The sequence below is a fragment of the Brachybacterium sp. AOP29-B2-41 genome, assembly GCF_052378395.1.
GTDB lineage: Bacteria > Actinomycetota > Actinomycetes > Actinomycetales > Dermabacteraceae > Brachybacterium.
This window is the reverse complement of record NZ_JBQSXR010000003.1, coordinates 1-16,829: the sequence shown is the minus strand read 5'-3', so window position 1 is coordinate 16,829 and position 16,829 is coordinate 1. Positions and strand designations below refer to the sequence as shown.

The 16,829-nt window shown below is 70.3% G+C and carries 16 protein-coding genes and 1 pseudogene; 7 read left to right on the top strand and 10 right to left on the bottom strand.

Going from position 1 to position 16,829, the window contains the following annotated elements:
• Nucleotides 1-14: 14 nt before the first annotated feature.
• The 3 genes and pseudogenes from ACT3T9_RS03790 to ACT3T9_RS03780 form a co-directional block, all read left to right on the top strand.
• Nucleotides 15-140: pseudogene (locus tag ACT3T9_RS03790) on the top strand (hypothetical protein); the annotation flags it as partial.
• Nucleotides 141-243: 103 nt separating this feature from the next.
• Nucleotides 244-390, top strand: coding sequence for a hypothetical protein (locus ACT3T9_RS03785; protein WP_441442894.1), 147 nt, complete (start codon nucleotides 244-246; stop codon nucleotides 388-390).
• Between the two features lie 70 nt (nucleotides 391-460).
• Complete coding sequence (locus ACT3T9_RS03780) at nucleotides 461-1,924, top strand: sugar porter family MFS transporter (RefSeq protein ID WP_441442893.1); 1,464 nt, start codon at nucleotides 461-463, stop codon at nucleotides 1,922-1,924.
• Nucleotides 1,925-1,937: 13 nt separating this feature from the next.
• Here ACT3T9_RS03780 and ACT3T9_RS03775 read toward each other — a convergent pair whose 3' ends face one another.
• The 6 genes from ACT3T9_RS03775 to ACT3T9_RS03750 all read right to left on the bottom strand — a co-directional run bounded on the left by ACT3T9_RS03775 (nucleotide 1,938) and on the right by ACT3T9_RS03750 (nucleotide 8,719).
• Nucleotides 1,938-3,812 carry a transketolase gene (locus ACT3T9_RS03775; RefSeq protein WP_444605995.1) on the bottom strand — a complete coding sequence of 625 codons (1,875 nt, stop codon included), beginning with the start codon at nucleotides 3,810-3,812 and terminating at the stop codon, nucleotides 1,938-1,940.
• Nucleotides 3,813-3,914: 102 nt separating this feature from the next.
• Nucleotides 3,915-4,646, bottom strand: a complete 732-nt coding sequence (locus ACT3T9_RS03770) for a PIG-L deacetylase family protein (RefSeq protein ID WP_444592536.1) — start codon at nucleotides 4,644-4,646, stop codon at nucleotides 3,915-3,917.
• A gap of 10 nt (nucleotides 4,647-4,656) precedes the next feature.
• Nucleotides 4,657-5,766 carry an FAD-dependent oxidoreductase gene (locus tag ACT3T9_RS03765; protein ID WP_444592535.1) on the bottom strand — a complete coding sequence of 370 codons (1,110 nt, stop codon included), beginning with the start codon at nucleotides 5,764-5,766 and terminating at the stop codon, nucleotides 4,657-4,659.
• Between the two features lie 50 nt (nucleotides 5,767-5,816).
• A complete protein-coding gene (locus ACT3T9_RS03760; protein WP_442332439.1) occupies nucleotides 5,817-7,121 on the bottom strand; it encodes an O-acetylhomoserine aminocarboxypropyltransferase/cysteine synthase family protein in 1,305 nt (434 codons plus the stop codon).
• 68 nt (nucleotides 7,122-7,189) lie between these two features.
• Nucleotides 7,190-7,843 carry a DNA-3-methyladenine glycosylase I gene (locus ACT3T9_RS03755; RefSeq protein ID WP_441442888.1) on the bottom strand — a complete coding sequence of 218 codons (654 nt, stop codon included), beginning with the start codon at nucleotides 7,841-7,843 and terminating at the stop codon, nucleotides 7,190-7,192.
• 15 nt (nucleotides 7,844-7,858) lie between these two features.
• The gene (locus ACT3T9_RS03750) at nucleotides 7,859-8,719 is read right to left on the bottom strand and encodes a siderophore-interacting protein (protein ID WP_441442887.1); all 861 of its coding nucleotides are present in this window, start codon (nucleotides 8,717-8,719) and stop codon (nucleotides 7,859-7,861) included.
• A 75-nt stretch (nucleotides 8,720-8,794) separates the two neighbouring features.
• Between ACT3T9_RS03750 and ACT3T9_RS03745 the strand changes: the two genes are divergently transcribed.
• Together ACT3T9_RS03745 and ACT3T9_RS03740 are read left to right on the top strand one after the other, a co-directional pair.
• Nucleotides 8,795-10,318 carry a phytoene desaturase family protein gene (locus ACT3T9_RS03745; protein WP_444592534.1) on the top strand — a complete coding sequence of 508 codons (1,524 nt, stop codon included), beginning with the start codon at nucleotides 8,795-8,797 and terminating at the stop codon, nucleotides 10,316-10,318.
• Between the two features lie 62 nt (nucleotides 10,319-10,380).
• Nucleotides 10,381-11,871 (top strand): peptide MFS transporter, encoded by a 1,491-nt coding sequence (locus ACT3T9_RS03740; RefSeq protein ID WP_441442885.1) that lies wholly within the window; start codon nucleotides 10,381-10,383, stop codon nucleotides 11,869-11,871.
• A 10-nt stretch (nucleotides 11,872-11,881) separates the two neighbouring features.
• Here ACT3T9_RS03740 and ACT3T9_RS03735 read toward each other — a convergent pair whose 3' ends face one another.
• Genes ACT3T9_RS03735 through ACT3T9_RS03720 form a run of 4 tightly spaced genes read right to left on the bottom strand, consistent with a single transcriptional unit; the run spans nucleotide 11,882 to nucleotide 14,418 of the window.
• Complete coding sequence (locus tag ACT3T9_RS03735) at nucleotides 11,882-12,061, bottom strand: hypothetical protein (protein ID WP_442332436.1); 180 nt, start codon at nucleotides 12,059-12,061, stop codon at nucleotides 11,882-11,884.
• Nucleotides 12,058-12,273 carry a hypothetical protein gene (locus tag ACT3T9_RS03730; RefSeq protein ID WP_444592533.1) on the bottom strand — a complete coding sequence of 72 codons (216 nt, stop codon included), beginning with the start codon at nucleotides 12,271-12,273 and terminating at the stop codon, nucleotides 12,058-12,060. Before ACT3T9_RS03730 ends, ACT3T9_RS03735 begins: the two co-directional genes overlap by 4 nt.
• Before the next feature lie 47 nt (nucleotides 12,274-12,320).
• Nucleotides 12,321-13,616 carry a hypothetical protein gene (locus ACT3T9_RS03725; protein ID WP_444592532.1) on the bottom strand — a complete coding sequence of 432 codons (1,296 nt, stop codon included), beginning with the start codon at nucleotides 13,614-13,616 and terminating at the stop codon, nucleotides 12,321-12,323.
• A gap of 43 nt (nucleotides 13,617-13,659) precedes the next feature.
• Complete coding sequence (locus ACT3T9_RS03720; RefSeq protein WP_444592531.1) at nucleotides 13,660-14,418, bottom strand: hypothetical protein; 759 nt, start codon at nucleotides 14,416-14,418, stop codon at nucleotides 13,660-13,662.
• A gap of 201 nt (nucleotides 14,419-14,619) precedes the next feature.
• Between ACT3T9_RS03720 and ACT3T9_RS03715 the strand changes: the two genes are divergently transcribed.
• Nucleotides 14,620-15,147 (top strand): HNH endonuclease, encoded by a 528-nt coding sequence (locus tag ACT3T9_RS03715; RefSeq protein ID WP_444592530.1) that lies wholly within the window; start codon nucleotides 14,620-14,622, stop codon nucleotides 15,145-15,147.
• Nucleotides 15,148-15,233: 86 nt separating this feature from the next.
• The gene (locus tag ACT3T9_RS03710; RefSeq protein ID WP_444592529.1) at nucleotides 15,234-16,769 is read left to right on the top strand and encodes a UDP-N-acetylglucosamine 1-carboxyvinyltransferase; all 1,536 of its coding nucleotides are present in this window, start codon (nucleotides 15,234-15,236) and stop codon (nucleotides 16,767-16,769) included.
• The last annotated feature ends 60 nt before the right edge of the window (nucleotides 16,770-16,829 follow it).

Below are 16,829 nucleotides of genomic sequence, written 5' to 3'. Positions count from 1 at the left end.
GTGTGTGAGCACATATCCGGCGACCCCGGTGTCCGTGCCTCCCGTCGGCCGCCGCCCTGCAGGACCTCCTGGCCTTCATCGCACGGGATGACCTGCCGATCCTGCTCCACTCCGCGATCGCCCATGCACAGTTCGAGACCCTCCACCCCTTCACCGACGGCAATGGCCGCGCCGGACGCGCCCTGGTCCACGCGATGCTCAGCGGCAAAGGGCTGCTGACCACCACCGCCCCGGTCTCCGCCGATGACCGCGCAGCGCGCGCTGGCTCAGCTCACGGAGTCCGGGGCGCTCCGGGAGGCGACCGGCCGCTCGCGGAACCGCGTCTGGCAGCATCGCGGGATCCTCCGGATCCTGGACGCCCATGCCGCCGAGGTGCGCCGCTCCCGCTGACTGATGAAGGGACGCCCTACGAGGGGATACTGTGGAGCACCTCACATCCTCGGCAGGGAGGCGACGCATCATGTCCACACCCGCAGCACGGTCCGGAGGCGGCCAGGCACCGTCCCAGAGCCTGAACCCCAAGGTCGTCGTCATCAGCGTGGCGGCCGCCGTCGGCGGCTTCCTGTTCGGCTTCGACACCTCGGTCATCAACGGCGCCGTCAACGCCCTCTCCGACGAGTTCTCGCTCGGCGCGGGCCTGACCGGCTTCGCCGTCTCCTCCGCCCTGCTCGGCTGTGCCGTCGGCGCCTGGTTCGCGGGCACCCTCTCGAACCGCTACGGGCGGATCCCGGTGATGGTGATCGCGGCGACCCTGTTCTTCATCTCCGCGATCGGCTCCGGGTTGGCCTTCGGGGTCTGGGACCTGATCATCTGGCGCGTGGTCGGCGGTCTCGGCGTCGGTGCCGCGAGCGTCATCGCCCCCGCTTACATCGCGGAGGTCGCCCCGGCGAAGTTCCGCGGCCGGCTGGGCTCGCTGCAGCAGCTGGCGATCGTGCTCGGCATCTTCGTCGCCCTGCTGTCCAACGCCGTGATCGCGAACACCGCCGGAGGCGCGGCGGAGTCGTTCTGGTTCGGGGTCGCCGCCTGGCGCTGGATGTTCATGATCGAGTCGGTCCCGGCGGCGATCTACGGGATCATGGCGCTGTTCCTGCCGGAATCACCGCGTTACCTGATTGGCAAGGGAGAACTGGATCGCGCCTCGAAGGTGCTCTACGACTACACCGGTGAGCTCGACGTCAACCTGAAGATCGAGCAGATCCGCAAGACGCTCGAGCGGGAGGACAAGGAGAGCCTTCGTGACCTGCTCGGTGGGCGGTTCGGCCTCAAGCCGATCGTCTGGCTGGGCATCCTGCTGTCGCTGTTCCAGCAGCTGGTGGGCATCAACGTCATCTTCTACTACTCCACCACGCTGTGGCAGTCCGTCGGCTTCGACGAATCCCAGGCCCTGCTGACCAGCACCATCACCTCGGTGATGAACATCGTGGCGACGATCATCGCGATCCTGCTGGTGGACCGGGTGGGCAGGCGCCTGATGCTGCTGGTGGGCTCCGCCGGGATGACCGTGTCGCTGGGGCTGATGGCGCTCGCCTTCTCGTTCGGGGAGGTCGCCCCGGGCACCGAGACGATCGCGCTGCCCGATCCGTGGTCCACGGTGGCCCTGATCTCCGCGAACGCCTTCGTGATGTTCTTCGGCACCACCTGGGGCCCGCTGGTCTGGGTGCTGCTGGGCGAGATCTTCCCCAACAAGATCCGTGCCTCCGCCCTCGCCGTCGCGGCGGCGGCGCAGTGGGGTGCGAACTGGGCCGTCTCGGCCTCCTTCCCGACCCTGTCGAACATCGGGCTGACCTTCGCCTACGGCATCTACGCGGCCTTCGCACTGCTGAGCCTGGTCTTCGTGTTCCTCTGGGTGCCGGAGACGAAGGACCGCGAGCTGGAGGACATGGACTCCCTCGAGCTCGGGCGGCGCCGCCGGAACGGCGGCTGAGCGGCTCGGGCGCTCACCCCTCCAGGGTGGCCCGCGCCGCCGCGGCGATGTGCGCGGCGTCGATCCCGGCCCAGTCCAGCAGCTCCGCGGGCGTGCCGGAACCGGGCACGCCGTCGACGGCGAGGTGCTTGAGGTGCAGGTCGGTGAGCGGTTCGGCGGCCAGCGCCGCGAGCACTGCCGCGCCCAGACCGCCCTCGGCGTGGTGGTCCTCGGCCACGACGATCCGCCCGCCGGTCGCGGCGACGGCCTCGCGCAGGCCCTCGGCGTCGATCGGCTTGATCGAGTAGGCGTCGATCACCCGGGCCCTGATCCCCTGCGAGGCGAGGGCCTCCGCGGCGGCCAGCGCCTCGTGGAGCGTCACCCCGGCGCCGACCAGCGTGACGGCATCCTCCGGGGAGCTGCGCAGGGTCTTCGACCCGCCGACGGGGAACGACTCCTCGGGCCCGTAGAGCACGGGATATCCACCGCGTGTGGTGCGCAGGTAGCTCACCCCTGGGATGTCGGCCATCTCCACCACCAGTGCTGCCGTGGACGTCGCGTCGCTGGGGTAGAGCACGGTCGAGCCCTGGGTCGCGGCGATCATCGCGAGGTCCTCGAGGCCCATCTGCGAGGGGCCGTCGGCGCCGATCTCGACCCCCGCGTGGGAGCCGACCAGTCGCAGGTCGACCCGGGAGACCGGGGCCATGCGGAGGAAGTCGGCGGCACGGGTGAGGAAGGCGGCGAAGGTCGAGGCGAAGGCGAGGTATCCGCGGGTGGAGAGCCCGGTGGCCGCCGCGACCATCTGCTGCTCCGCGATGAACATCTCGAAGAAGCGCTCGGGATAGGCCTCGACGAAGTCGGCGACACCGGTGGAGTTCGAGACCTCCCCATCCAGGGCGACCACCCGGGGATCGACCTTCGCGAGGGCGACCAGCGCCGGACCGTAGGCCTTCCGCGTCGCGACCTCCTCGCCCCTCTCGAAGGTGGGCAGCTCCACCGTGCCGCGCAGGGTGCGGTCGGCCGGCTCGATCTCGGGCGGCTTCTGGCCGCGCACCAGCAGGGACCTCTCGCCGCCGAGCGTCGCGATCGCCTCCTCGGACTTCTCCTCGGGCATCGGCTTGCCGTGCCAGCCGCTCTCGTCCTCGACGCCGGGGATGCCCTTGCCCTTGATCGTGCGGGCGAGGATCACCAGCGGCTTCTCGAGCTCGCCATCGGCCAGCGCCAGCGCCTCGTCGATCTTCGTGACGTCGTGCCCGTCGATGATCACGGCCTTCGCGCCGAAGGCCTCGACCCGGGCGGCGTAGGTGTCGAGGTCCCAGCCGAGCGCGGTCTCGCCGCGCTGGCCGAGCCGGTTCACGTCCACGATCGTGACCAGGTTGGTCAGCTGATAGTGCGATGCGGTGGCGAAGGCCTCCCACATGGAGCCCTCGGCCAGTTCGCTGTCCCCGGTGAGGACCCACACCCGGTAGGGGGCCTGCTCCAGGTGCTTGCCGGCGAGTGCGATGCCGACCCCGTCGGGCAGTCCCTGCCCGAGCGAGCCGGTGGCGACGTCAACCCAGGGCAGCACCGGGGTGGGGTGGCCCTCGAGCCGCTGGTCGAAGCGGCGATAGCCCTCCATCAGCTCCTCATCGCTGACGACCCCGGCGGCGCGGTATACCGAGTACAGGAGCGGCGAGGCGTGGCCCTTGGAGAAGATCAGATGGTCGTTGCCGGGGGTCTCGGGGTTGTCCCAGTCGTAGCGCAGATGGCGCGACATCAGGGTGGCCAGCAGGTCAGCGGCGGAGAGGCTGGAGGTGGGGTGACCGGAGCCGGCGCTGGTCGAGGAGCGGATCGAGTCGACGCGCAGCTGGGCGGCGAGCTCCGGGACCTGGTCGAGTGCGAGGCCGTCGTGCAGGGACGTGGTCATCATGACTCCTTTCGGGGCAGATCATGCCTGATGCCTCCACCGTAGGAGCCCGCCGCCATGACCGGCAATCAACGACGACCGAACGGTCGGCGGAGCGGTCGGGGTTCAGAGGTCGAACACCCGCAGCACCACTGCGTGCTCGCTCCCTGCCGCCTCTCCCCCATCGGAGAGGATCCCGGGGATGAACTCCTCGGGCAGCGGGTGCCCCTCGACGTGCGCGAGATAGGCCTCGTGGGCACGCAGCGAGTCCACCGCCGCCTGCACCTGCCCGGCGTCGACGCTCTTCGCATGGGTCGGTGCAGGATGCCCGGCCACGAGCAGGGCGCGGGTGCTCCACGGCTCGAGTCCCTCGTCCTCGCGCAGCTCGCGGAACACCCAGGGATTCGCCGCGTCGCGCGCGCCGTCGACCACGGCCAGCCCGGCCACCCGGTGATCAGCCTGGTTGAGGCCGCCGTAGGCCTCCACCTCGAAGTTCGCCGTGAGCACCAGATCCGGCCGGACCTGCCGCACCACCCGGGCGATGTCACGGCGCAGTGCGAGGGTGCCCTCGAGCATCCCGTCCGGATGATCCAGATAGCGCAGATCGGAAACCCCGACGATCTCGCAGGCGCGGCGCTGCTCCCGCTCCCGCAGCGGCCCGACGATCGCAGGATCCTCGGCCATCCCCGCCTCTCCGCGGGTGAGCAGGAGGTAGCTGACCTCGATCCCGGCCGCGGTCCAGGCGGCGACGGCGGCCGAGGCCCCGTACTCCTTGTCGTCGGGGTGGGCGACGATGCACAGCACGCGCTGCACCCCGTCCTCGGGCAGTGGGGGCAGGGCGGCGCCGGTGGAGGTCATGCCCTCCACCCTAGGCGGGCAGCCGCTCAGCGGCGAGGTCCTTCACCAGGCGCGTCACAGCGGCTCGGCCGGCGCGGTTGGCACCGATGGTCGAGGCGCCGGGACCGTAGCCGATCAGGTGGATCCGCGGGTCGTCCGCGACGGCGGTGCCGTCCATCGTGATGCCCCCGAGGGGATTGTGAAGGGACAGCGGCCGCAGATGTCGCAGCTCGTGCCGGAACCCGGTCGCCCACAGCAGCACGTCCAGCGGCGTGCGGTTGCCGTCCGCTTCCTGCACTCCCTTCGGGAGGATGGCCGTGAACATCGGCCGACGCTCGAGGATCCCGCGTCGCTGCGCCTGTCGCAGCTGCGGGGTCCAGGCCAGTCCCGTCGCGGAGGCGACGCTGCGCACCGGCAGCCCCTGCCGCACCCGTTCCGTCACCCCGGCGATGACCTCGCGCCCCACCTCCTCGGTGAAGGGGCGGTCCGTGAAGACGGGCTCCCGGCGCGTGTACCAGAAGGTCTCCGCCACCTCGGCGATCTCGAGCAGATGGCCCAGGGCGCTGATGCCGCCGCCGATGATTCCGACCCGCCTCCCGGCGAAGTCCTCGGCGCGGCGATAGTCGGCGGTGTGCATCTGGCGGCCGCGGAAGCTCGCCGCTCCGGGGTAGGTGGGCCGGAACGGCCGGGTCCAGGTGCCGGTCGCGTTGAACACGGCGCGCGTCCGCACGGGCGGACGCCGCTCACCGCCGGCTCCGACGGAGTGCACCAGCAGCGGGAGTTGGCCACCGGCGTCCGGAGCGGCCGACGGATCGTCCTCCACCCGCGTCACGCGCACCGGGCGCTCGATCGGCACCTCGAAGCGACGCTCGAAGTCCTCGAAGTAGGCGGGCACTGCACGGCTGGCGGCCAGATGACCTGCCGCTTCGACGACGGGCATCCCCGGCAGCTCACGGATCCCGTTGACCGTCGCCATCGTGAGGCTGTCCCAGCGGTGTCGCCAGGCCCCGCCCGGCCCGTCCTCCGCGTCGAGGATCATCACGTCCAGCCCGCCTCGGCGCAGCAGGTGATATGCCGCGGAGAGCCCCGCCTGCCCGGCGCCGATCACCACCACGTCCACGGTGCGCACAGCTGTCTCCATGACAGGCACAACGGCCCGCACCCATGGGTGCTTCCCCGGAGCGACCGGGCTCACGCCGCCGCCGGCACCGCCGTGCTCACCTCGCGGGCCGCCTGGAGCCCCCGGGCGAGGTCTGCCCACAGGTCCTCGAGGTCCTCGAGCCCGACGCTGAGCCGGACTGTGCCCGGCTCCACCCCGCAGGCCGAGCGCTGAGCTGCGGTGAGATGCGAATGGGTGGTGGTCCCCGGGTGACAGACGAGCGAGCGGGCATCCCCGAGGTTCACGGCGATCGTCCACAGCGACAGCGCATCGCAGAAGGCGGCGGCCGCAGCCTCTCCCCCGGCGAGCTCGAGGGAGAACACCCCGGAGGTGCCCCGCGGGAAGTCCCGCTGTGCGAGGTGCGCGTCGGGCCGACCGGGAGTCGTGGGATGCTCCACCGCGACGACCCCCGGCAACCCGTGCAACCGGCCGGCGAGCACCGCAGCGTCCGTGCTCACCTTGCCCATCCGCAGGTCGAGGGTCTCGATGCCCACCAGGATCTGCTGGGCGCTCGCGGCGGGCAGGGCGGTGCCGAAGTCGGTGACGTACTTGGCGCGGGCGTAGGCCAGCAGGCCGGAACCTCCGCGCCGGTACTCGTCGGAGAAGGTCACGCCGAAGCGCCGGTTCGGGGTGGTGAGCCGCTGCCAGCGCTCGGGTCGTCGGCGCGGATCGAAGCGGCCGGTGTCCACGATCAGCCCGGCGATGGTGGTGCCGTGCCCGCACAGGTACTTGGTGGCGGAGTGCACCACCAGATCGGCGCCGTGCTCCCCGGGCCGGTAGAGGGCGGGACTGGCGAGCGTGGAGTCGACGACCACGGGGACGCCATGCGCATGGGCGATGGCGGTCAGCGCGGCGAGGTCCACCAGCTGGGCGCCCGGATTCGCGATGGACTCCACGATCGCCGCCCGGGTGCGCTCGGTGAAGGCGGCCTCCCAGGCGACGAGATCCCACGGATCCGCGACCGTGCAGGTGACACCGAAGTCGGCGAGGGTGTCGTCGAGGAGCTCGGTGGTGCCTCCGTAGAGCCGTGAGGAGGCGACCACGTGCCCCCCGGGGGCGGCCAGCGCACACAGCGCGATCGTGGTCGCGGATTGGCCCGAAGCGACGGCGATCGCGCCGATCCCGTGCTCCAGTGCGCTGATCCGCTGCTCGAGCACCGCCGTGGTCGGATTCCCGGAGCGGGAGTACGCGTAGCCCTCGGCGCGCCGCTCGAACAGCGCCTTGAGCGCGGAGTGGGAGGTCTGAGCGTAGGCGCTCGAGGTGTAGACGGGCGGCGTCAGCGCGTGATGGCCGTCGACGGCGGGAGCCCATCCCGCGTGTATCCCTGCCGTGCTCATGACGCCTCCTCGAGGTCTCCGGTGCTCACCGGATCATCGTCGGACGGCGCGGGGACGGCGCGCGAGATCTATGACGGACTATGGCCCTCCGCGACCACTGTGCCGTCGACTGCTGTGCCGTCGGCGGCCCAGATCCCCGAGCTGCCCCGGCGATGGGAGCCCAGCAGGTGGGTGTCGACCACCCCCAGCGCCTCCATCAGCGCGAACATGGTGGTGGGGCCGACGAACCGGAAGCCGCGGCGCTTGAGCTCCTTCGCCAGCGCCACCGATTCGACGCTCGTGGTGGGCACCTCCGCCGGGGTGCGGGGCAGCGGAGTCCGCGCCGGCCGGTAGGACCACACCAGATCCGCGAGCGTGGTCCCCGGGCCTCGCTCGTCCCGCAGCGCGATCGTCGCGCGAGCATTGGAGATGGTCGCCTCGATCTTCCCGCGGTGCCGGATGATGCCCGCGTCCCCCAGCAGACGCTCGACGTCCTCGGAGCCGAAGCCCGCGACGGCCTCGATGTCGAAGCCCACGAAGGCCCGCCGAAAGCCCTCCCGACGGCGCAGGATCGTGGCCCAGCTCAGCCCGGACTGGAAGCCCTCGAGCGCGAGCCGTTCGAAGACGCCGCGCTCGTCCCGCACCGGCATCCCCCACTCGGTGTCGTAATAGAGGCGCAGGTCATCGTGCGTGGACGCCCAGGCAGGGCGGGCCAGCTCGTCGGGTCCGATGATCAGGTCCATGACGGGTGCTCCGTCTCAGTCGTCGATCCTGCCGACCGGCTCGCGCTTCTCCGCCTGGAACTGGTCCTCGATGCGTCCCAGAGCCCAGTAGGCGGAGATCGAGATCTGCGCGCGAGGGATGCCGGACTCCTTCACCAGCACCCGGCGCAGCTGCTTGGTGATGCCCCGTTCGACGTGGCAGAACACCTGCAGGCCGTCGTGGTCGGTGAGGTCGAGCGCGGCGACCGCATCGACCAGCAGCTCGCGCTCGCCGATCAGCCAGTTCAGCTCCACCCCGGCGGGATGCTCGAGCGTGAGGCGGTCCTCCTCGCTCTCGAGCTGGATGAGCACCGTGCCGACCGCACCGGGGGCCATCGTCTCAAGGGCGGCGGCGATCGCGGGGACGGCGGCGTGGTCGCCGATCATCAGGTGACGGCGAGTCTCCGGCTGCGGGGTGTAGCCACCGCCGGCACCGGACATGGCGATGCGCTCCCCCGGCTGTGCCTCGTCGGCCCAGCGGGCGGCGACGCCGTTGTCCTGCCCGTCGCCGTGGAGGACGACGTCGAGCTCGAGACGCTGGTTCTCGTCATCCCAGCGGCGCACGGTGTAGGTGCGGCGCGCAGGCAGCAGCTCCGGGCTGTGCTCGCGAAGCGCCTCCATGTCATACGGGGGCTGCAGGCCGGACGCCGGGTCCGCGATGAGCAGCTTGACGTAGGCGTCGGTGTGCTCGTTGCGGTTCAGCGCGGCGTAGCCCTCGCCGCCGAGGGTGAGGCGCAGCAGGCGTGGCGAGATGCGGGTCTTGCTCAGCACCTCCAGCACGGCCTGGGACTGGGGACGGCGCGCGGAGCGCTCCGCGGCAGTCTCGGCGGGGGCAGGCGATTCAGTGGTGGTCTGCATGTGGTCCAGTTTACGCTACGTGCCGCTTACGTAAATGAATGGGGAGGGAGATCGCACCTCCTCTAGGCTGGGCCGATGAGCACACAGTCCCTGCCAGAGGTCGACGCGGTCGTGGTGGGTTCAGGACCCAACGGCCTCGCCGCCGCCGTCACCCTCGCCCGGGCCGGGCTCTCGGTGCAGGTGCTCGAGTCCCAGCCGACGATCGGTGGCGGTGCCCGCACCCTCGATCTCGGCCTGGCGACCGGGATCGTGCACGACATCTGCTCCGCCGCGCACCCCCTGGCCCTGGCGAGCCCCTTCTTCGAGGCCTTCGACGTGCAGGCCCGCGGAGTCCGGGCGATCGCCCCGACCGCCTCCTACGCCCAGCCCCTGGACGATCAGCCCGCGGCGATCGCCTGGCACGACCTCGAGCGCACCGTGGACGGTCTCGGCGCCGACGGCCCCGCCTGGCGCGCCACCGTCGGCACTCTCGCCCGCCATCAGGACCTGGTCGTCGAGCTCGCCCTCGGGGACAAGCGCTCGATCCCATCGGCGCTGCTGACCCCACGGACGCTGCTGGCCGCGCCGGTCTTCGGCGCCCTGATCGGCCTCCAGGGCACCGCGGCGTGGAATCTGCCCTTCCGCACCGAGCGGGCCCGCGCCCTGCTGGGCGGCGTGGCCGCCCATGCCATCGGCACGCTGCCCTCGCTCGCGCTGTCGGCGACCGCGGGGCTGCTCAGCGCGATCGGCCACGGGGTCGGCTGGCCGATCCCCGTCGGCGGCTCGCAGTCGATCATCGATGTCCTGGTGGAGGACCTGCAGGCCCATGGAGGGCAGATCCTCACCGGCCATCACGTGCGCACCTGGCGTGATGTGCCGCCCGCTCGGGCGGTGCTGCTGGACACCCCGGCGGGTGCCGCGGCGGACATCCTCGCGAACCGGCTGCCGGCCTCGCTCGAACGGGCGCTGCGCCGTTTCCCCCATGGCGATGCCGCGGCGAAGGTCGACTTCGTGCTGTCCGGCCCCGTGCCCTGGCGGGATCCCGAGGTGGGTGAGGCCGGGACCCAGCACCTCGGCGGCACTCGCGCGCAGATGGCGCACGCCGAGGCGCAGGTCGCCGCGGGGCGCATGCCCGAGCATCCGATGGCGCTGGTCAGTGATCCATCGATCGCGGACCCCTCCCGGATCCAGGGCGGACTGCGCCCGCTCTGGGCCTACGCCCATATGCCCGCCGGGGACACCACCGACCCCACGGAGCTGGTGACCCGCCAGATCGAGCGCTTCGCTCCCGGCTTCCGCGACCTGATCGTCGCCTCCCAGGGGATCCCCGCCTCGCAGATGTCCCTCCACAACCCTGCCCTCGTCGGCGGCGACATCTCCATGGGCCGGGTCACGATGACCGGGATGATCGCCCGTCCCACCGCGCGCCTGGATCCCTATCGCCTGGCGGAGACCGGCTGGTACCTGTGCTCACAGGCGACCCCGCCGGGACCGGGGGTGCACGGCATGTCCGGCTGGCACGCCGCGCGCCGGGCCCTCGCGCACGAGTTCGGCATCCGGGAGCTGCCGGACCTCTCCCCGTCACCGGCACAGAGAGGTTCTGCCGTTCTCGGCGACTGACGGATCACACAGCCCGCCCCCTGTGTTGAATTGCGATACCACATGTCACAAGATGGCTCACCGTGAATTCTTCAGACGGCCCTGCACTGGATCCCACCCCTCCCGGCGCGGATCCGCACAACCCCTCCGGCCGCAGCTTCCTGGGTCAGCCGGGACCGCTGGCGAACCTGTTCAGCGTCGAGCTGTGGGAGCGCTTCAGCTTCTACGGGATGCAGGGCATCCTCGCGATCTACATGTATTTCGCCGCCACCGAGGGCGGGCTCGGGATCGACGAGACCGTCGCGCTCGGCATCGTCGGCGCCTACGGCGGTTCGGTGTATCTCTTCTCGATCCTGGGCGCACTGGTCTCGGACCGGTTGCTGGGCCCGGAGAAGACCCTCTTCGGCAGCGCCGTGATGATCATGCTGGGGCACATCGCCCTGGCCGCACTGCCCGGGATCCCCGGATTGATCACCGGTCTGCTGCTGGTGGGCGTCGGCTCGGGCGGACTGAAGTCCACTGCCGCGACCCTGGTGGGTTCGCTCTACTCGCGTGATGATCCGCGACGCGACGCAGGCTTCTCGATCTACTACATGGGCATCAACATCGGCGGCCTGCTGGGCCCGCTGATCACCGGCTTCGCACAGCAGCTGTGGGGCTTCCACCTGGGCTTCGCCCTCGCGGCCGTGGGCATGGCCGTGGGCCTGCTCCAGTACGCGCTGACCCGCAAGGGCCTGCCCGAGAGCGTCCATGCCGTGCCCGATCCCCTGCCGCGCTCGCAGTACCCGCTGTGGGCCGGGATCGCCGCGGGCACCGTGGCGCTGGTGCTGGTGCTGGTACTCACCGGGACGCTGAACGCCGGGAACCTCGCCACCGTCGTCGCGGGCCTCGCGGTGGTCGGCGCGATCGTCATCTTCGCTCTGCTGCTCGCCTCGAAGAAGCTCGACGCCGACGAGCACTCCCGGGTGCTCGCGTTCATCCCGCTGTTCATCGGCACCGCCGCATTCTTCGCACTGTTCCAGCAGCAGTTCACCGTGATCACCCTGTACTCGGACACTCGCCTGGATCGCGAGATCTTCGGCTGGACGATGCCGATCTCGTGGGTGCAGTCCTTCAACCCGTTCTTCATCATCGCGCTGGCCCCGGTGCTGGCGGCGGTCTGGACGAAGCTCGGTCCGCGCCAGCCCTCCACGCCGCGGAAGTTCGGCGTGGGCATCATCCTGATGGGCACCGCGTTCCTGCTGTTCCTGCCGATGGCGTCCGTGGTCAAGGTGCCGGTGATGTGGATCGCGCTGATCATGCTGGTCGCCACCGTCGGCGAGCTGTGGCTCTCCCCCGTCGGGCTCTCGCTCGCCACCAAGCTGGCGCCGCGTGCCTACCCGGTGATGATGATGGCGCTGTACAACCTCTCGGTCGCGCTGGGCACCTCGCTGTCCGGATCGCTGGCGACCTTCTACTCGGCGGAGAACGAGGTGGGGTACTTCGGCGCCCTGGGCGCGGTCACGATCGCGATCGGCCTGCTCATGCTGCTGATCGCCAAGCCCGTGGGCACCGCGATGCGCGGCGTGCGCTGAGCGTCCGGACTCAGCTGCCCAGCACGGGGAGCAGGACGCCGATCACGGCGCACACGATGCCCAGTCCCCCGGCTGCCCGCAGCAGCAGCCGGGCGCTGGGGTCGCCCCAGCCCTTGAGCAGCCCGAGGGCCAGGAAGAGGACGAAGCAGAGCACCGCGATCGCGCCGACGACGCTGAGCAGGACGATCATCGCCGATTCCCCACGACGGCGAAGCTGACGCCGATCACCGCGCAGAGGATCCCGAGCCCGCCGGCGACCGTGTTCAGCGTCGCTCCCGCCTCTCCGCCGATCGCGATCGAGAGCAGGAAGGCCAGCACGGCGAGCAGCCCGACCAGGGTGATGGCGATGAGCTGGAGGCGGCGGATCGGAGGGACGGCGACGGACTCTGGGGTGGATGCCATCTCCCCACCCTAGGAGGACTTGGACAAGTGTCCAATGAGTCACCTGTTCAGTCGCGCAGCAGCGCCACCACCGCCACCAGCAGCGCCTCCGAGCCTGTGAAGAGGTCCTGGTCCTGCTCGAGCGCCCCGAGCGCCACCAGCCCCTCCAGGTCGTGCCTCACCCGCATCCACCGCGCGACCTCCTCACGATCCTCGAGTACCGACGGGTCCGCGCTGCGGAGGTCCTGCATCCGCAGTCCACCCTCGCGGCAGGCGATCATCAGGGCGGCCAGCGTGTCCGGCATCCCCCGGAAGCCGCCGTCCTCGACGTCCCGGGCATCCCTTCCCAGCAGCAGCGCCGTCAGCACCGCATGGCCGAACTCGACGAACCCGGCAGAATCCTCCGCAGCAGCGACGAAGGGGATCGGGCCCCGTTCGCGATGCACCCGGCCGGCGCTGACCTCGAGCCAGCCGCCGTCTCGCAGAGTCACCCAGGGGCCGACGATCTCCGGGTGGTCCCACATGCTGCGGACGTTCCGCTCGAGCCCGCACCGCGCCAACAGCGCAGCGGCGTCCGCCCGCCCGAGCGCACCGGTGGCGGTCACCCGCCTCCCCTGGCCCACGAACTCCAGCAGGGCGACGGTGCAGCGCACGAAGCTGTTGGTCGCATAGTCCTCGGCGTCCTGCTCGAGGTCGAGCGACATCAGCGCCTCGCGCGAGGCGGAAGGCTCCGGCAGGAACCAGGGCCAGCCCGCCGGTATCTCCGCCTCCTCCTGCACAGCTCTCAGCGCGGCAAGGCGGTCGTAGGGCCGTGCGGGAGCATCGAGCCGGCCGGTCTCGCTCAAGGCGACACGCTCCTCGTCGGCCAATGAGTTGTACCAGTGCATATAGGCGGCGAGCTCCTGCTCGTCCTCGAGATCGATGCCGAGGTTCAGCCCATAGCCCAGGATGTTGGTGGAGAAGGAGCGGCGGGTGGGGTCATCGGCCGCCTCGAGGGCGGCGAACTCGAGCTCGGCGAGCTTCGCGGGCAACGCGTCGACGCTCATCGAATCGGGATGCCAGCGCCCGGTCTCACGCAGATAGGTGAAGAACCGCTTCAGCGTGGGCACCATGTCCATCACCTGCTCACGTGGCTGGATCACGGTGCGCGGGACCACCTCGGTGAGCAGTTCGACGACGAGCCCCTCGGTCCAATGTCCGGGATCAGCGCTGTTCAGCTGATCAGCCTTGAGCCGCAGCAGCGTCTCGAGCGTGCGGACCTCTTCGACGGCCGGGGCATCCTCGTCAGCGGTGACCCTCCACGTCCCGTACTCCGACAGCACCAGCTCCCGCTCGCGCTGCTGTGCCTGCTGCTCGTCCATCATTCCTCCAGCATGACGCCCCGAGCTCCCGCATGCCAGCGACCGCTCACAGCCCGCCCCTCCGCGCGGCGCCCGCATCGAGCATCCGCTGTGCACGGGCGATGGTGCCGGAGTCGTAGGCCCCGATCGAGCGCGCCTCATTGAGGGCATCCTGCTGGACCTCCAGCAGCAGCTGGGTGAGCTCCGGCAGCTGCGCCTCCGGAGATTCCGGGGCACCGGATCGACCGGGCTCCGCGGAGCGGCTGTGGAGCTGCCGCACCTTCTCCAGCACTGCACTGTCGAAGCGCTCCCCGCCGCGCCGCTTCAGATCCGGGTTGTCGAGGACTTGGACAGCGGAGGCTTCCCGCAGCTCCCCCAGCAGCAGCGAGAGCTCGCGCTGGGCCTGCTCCTCATCGGTGCCGCGGATGCCGAGCACCCGGATCAGCAGCGGCAGGGTCCCGCCCTGGCCCACCAGGGTCACCAGTGCCACGACGAAGGCGAGCAGGACCAGCTGCGAACGGTAGGGGAAGTCCAGGGGCAGCGACTGGGCGGCGGCGAGGGTGACCACACCGCGCATCCCGGCCCATGCGATCACCGCTCCCCCGCGCAGGCCCAGCCCATTGCCGGCGTAGAAACGGGAGTCGGCGTGATGCCTCTGCAACCAGCGCTCGATGCGGGCCCGCATCCCGGGCAGGAAGCTCAGACCCAGCCCGAGTAGCACCAGCGCGATCGGAGTGGCAACTCCGAACTTCCCGGCGAAGTAGGAGGACGCGACGATCAGCAGCACGCCGACGACGGCGACGAGCTCGAGCTGTTCGACTCCCACCCCTGATCCTAGGACCGCGGCGCGCAGGGCGACACGCAGTGTTCGGTTGCCGTGCAGGCCGCGGCCACCCGACCGTCCGCAAGAATTCGATGGCCCTGGAGGCTGTGATCGACAACACTGGAGATGCCCGGGGCCTCGAGCATCACGAGCTGCACACCGGTTCCGGGCTGCACGCAGCAGCCGAACATCGGAGGTGACTCGATGGCACAGGTGCGGGTCTACAACCTCGGATTCGACCCCGAGACCGGGATCGGCGAGCTCCTGCACACCACCAGCGTGCGCCACGCCTTCGGCATGATCCGGCGGGAGGTCGCGAACCCGGTCGAGCTCACGATCGTCCAGGACAGGATCCTCCCCACTGCTCTCGAGCTCACCCGTGAGCTGAGCGGGGCCTGGGTGGAGGGCGCTGGGCAGCGCTCGATCGGCTTCTCCTATCGGGCGATCCATGAGCGGGATCGCTGGACCTGCGCGTACTGCGGGCGGCCCGTCTCCAAGAGCCCACCGTGCGAGGGCCTGCTCGCCACTGTGGACCACATCCTCCCGGTCTCTCGCGGAGGCCCGTCGTCCTGGACGAATCTGGTCTCCGCCTGCAAAGAGTGCAAAAACCGCAAGGCGGACCGCACTCCGGCGGAGGCGGGCATGCCACTGCGGGTGCGCCCCTATGACCCGGCTCTCGCCCAGCGGGTGCTCCTGGCCGGGGGCCGGTTCCCGCTGCTGATCAGCGGGTGACCGCCACCAGGCGCAATGTGGCAACGTGAGCATCGCCGCACCCCCACTCAACAGCAGATATCTCATCTGTGAGTTACGGTCGCTGGATGACTGAGAACGAGGACTACCTGGCACGGATCGGCACTCTGATCCGTGACGCCCGTCAGCACTCCGGCCTCACCCAGGCCCAGCTCGCCACCGAGCTCGGCACGAGCCAGAGCGCCGTGAACCGCATCGAGAAGGGTCAGCAGAACCTCACGCTGGAGACCATTTCGAGGATCGGGTCGGCGCTCGACTCGGAGCTCGTGGGCCTCGGGACCTCCGGGCCGAGCCACCTTCGCGTGCAGGGCGAGACCACCCTCTCCGGTGTGATCGATGTGAAGTCGTCGAAGAACGCGGGCGTTGCTCTGCTGTGCGCGTCGCTGCTGAACACGGGAACCACGGTGCTGCGCAAGGTCGCGCGCATCGAGGAGGTCAACCGGCTGCTCGAGGTGCTCACGTCGATCGGCGTGAAGGCCACCTGGCTCAATGCGGACAACGACCTCGAACTGCGCGTTCCGGCAACCCTGGACCTCTCCTCGATCGACGCGGACGCCGCCCGCCGCACCCGCTCGATCATCATGTTCCTGGGTCCGCTGCTGCATCGCGCCGGGAAGTTCCAGCTCCCCTACGCGGGGGGCTGCGATCTGGGCACCCGCACGGTCGAGCCGCACATGTCGGCGCTGCGCCACTTCGGTCTCGAGGTGGTGGCCACCGACCACCACTACCAGGCCAGCACCTCCCCGATCTCCGGGCCGCGGCGCCCGATCGTGCTCACCGAGCGCGGCGACACCGTCACCGAGAACGCACTGCTGGCCGCGGCGCTCTACGACGGCGAGACCGTCATCCGCAACGCAAGCCCGAACTACATGGTCCAGGACCTGTGCTTCTTCCTCGAGAAGCTCGGTGTGACGATCGAGGGCATCGGCACCACCACGCTGCGCGTGCAGGGGAAGTCCGCGATCTCCACCGACGTCGACTACGCCCCCAGCGAGGACCCGATCGAGGCGATGAGCCTCATCTCCGCCGCGATCGTGACCCGGTCGAGCATCACGGTGCGCCGGGTCCCGATCGAGTTCATGGAGATCGAGCTCGCGCTGCTCGAGGAGATGGGCCTGCAGTACGACCGCTCCGAGGAGTACCTGGCGGAGAACGGGAAGACCCGCCTGGTGGACATCACCACCCATGCCTCGGATCTGAAGGCACCGATCGACAAGATCCATCCCATGCCGTTCCCCGGCTTGAACATCGACAACCTTCCGTTCTTCGCGGTGATCGCCGCGACCGCGGAGGGGCAGACGATGCTCCACGACTGGGTGTACGAGAACCGCGCCATCTACCTCACCGAACTCACCAAGCTCGGTGCGAACGTGAAGCTGATGGATCCGCACCGAGTGCTCATCGAGGGGCCGACGCGGTGGAGCGGCGCGGAGCTGGTCTGCCCGCCGGCGCTGCGCCCGGCCGTGGTGATCCTGCTGGCGATGCTCGCCGCGAAGGGCACCTCGGTGCTGCGCAACGTCTACGTCATCAACCGTGGCTACGAGGATCTGGCGGCCCGGCTCAACAAGCTCGGAGCTCGGATCGAGACGTTCCGGGACATCTGAGCCCGCGACTGCTGCTGCGCCTGGGCCTGGGCCTGACCTGGGCCTGGGCCTGGGCCTGGG

Bases quoted from the DNA above. Each gene is read 5' to 3' on its own strand.
- ACT3T9_RS03785 (WP_441442894.1), top strand. From the start codon at position 244: ATGACCGCGCAGCGCGCGCTGGCTCAGCTCACGGAGTCCGGGGCGCTC.
- ACT3T9_RS03750 (WP_441442887.1), bottom strand. From the start codon at position 8,719: ATGCAGACCACCACTGAATCGCCTGCCCCCGCCGAGACTGCCGCGGAG.
- ACT3T9_RS03760 (WP_442332439.1), bottom strand. From the start codon at position 7,121: ATGAGCACGGCAGGGATACACGCGGGATGGGCTCCCGCCGTCGACGGC.
- ACT3T9_RS03730 (WP_444592533.1), bottom strand. From the start codon at position 12,273: ATGGCATCCACCCCAGAGTCCGTCGCCGTCCCTCCGATCCGCCGCCTC.
- ACT3T9_RS03735 (WP_442332436.1), bottom strand. From the start codon at position 12,061: ATGATCGTCCTGCTCAGCGTCGTCGGCGCGATCGCGGTGCTCTGCTTC.
- ACT3T9_RS03745 (WP_444592534.1), top strand. From the start codon at position 8,795: ATGAGCACACAGTCCCTGCCAGAGGTCGACGCGGTCGTGGTGGGTTCA.
- ACT3T9_RS03765 (WP_444592535.1), bottom strand. From the start codon at position 5,766: ATGGAGACAGCTGTGCGCACCGTGGACGTGGTGGTGATCGGCGCCGGG.
- ACT3T9_RS03775 (WP_444605995.1), bottom strand. From the start codon at position 3,812: ATGATGACCACGTCCCTGCACGACGGCCTCGCACTCGACCAGGTCCCG.
- ACT3T9_RS03755 (WP_441442888.1), bottom strand. From the start codon at position 7,843: ATGGACCTGATCATCGGACCCGACGAGCTGGCCCGCCCTGCCTGGGCG.
- ACT3T9_RS03780 (WP_441442893.1), top strand. From the start codon at position 461: ATGTCCACACCCGCAGCACGGTCCGGAGGCGGCCAGGCACCGTCCCAG.
- ACT3T9_RS03710 (WP_444592529.1), top strand. From the start codon at position 15,234: ATGACTGAGAACGAGGACTACCTGGCACGGATCGGCACTCTGATCCGT.
- ACT3T9_RS03715 (WP_444592530.1), top strand. From the start codon at position 14,620: ATGGCACAGGTGCGGGTCTACAACCTCGGATTCGACCCCGAGACCGGG.
- ACT3T9_RS03725 (WP_444592532.1), bottom strand. From the start codon at position 13,616: ATGATGGACGAGCAGCAGGCACAGCAGCGCGAGCGGGAGCTGGTGCTG.
- ACT3T9_RS03770 (WP_444592536.1), bottom strand. From the start codon at position 4,646: ATGACCTCCACCGGCGCCGCCCTGCCCCCACTGCCCGAGGACGGGGTG.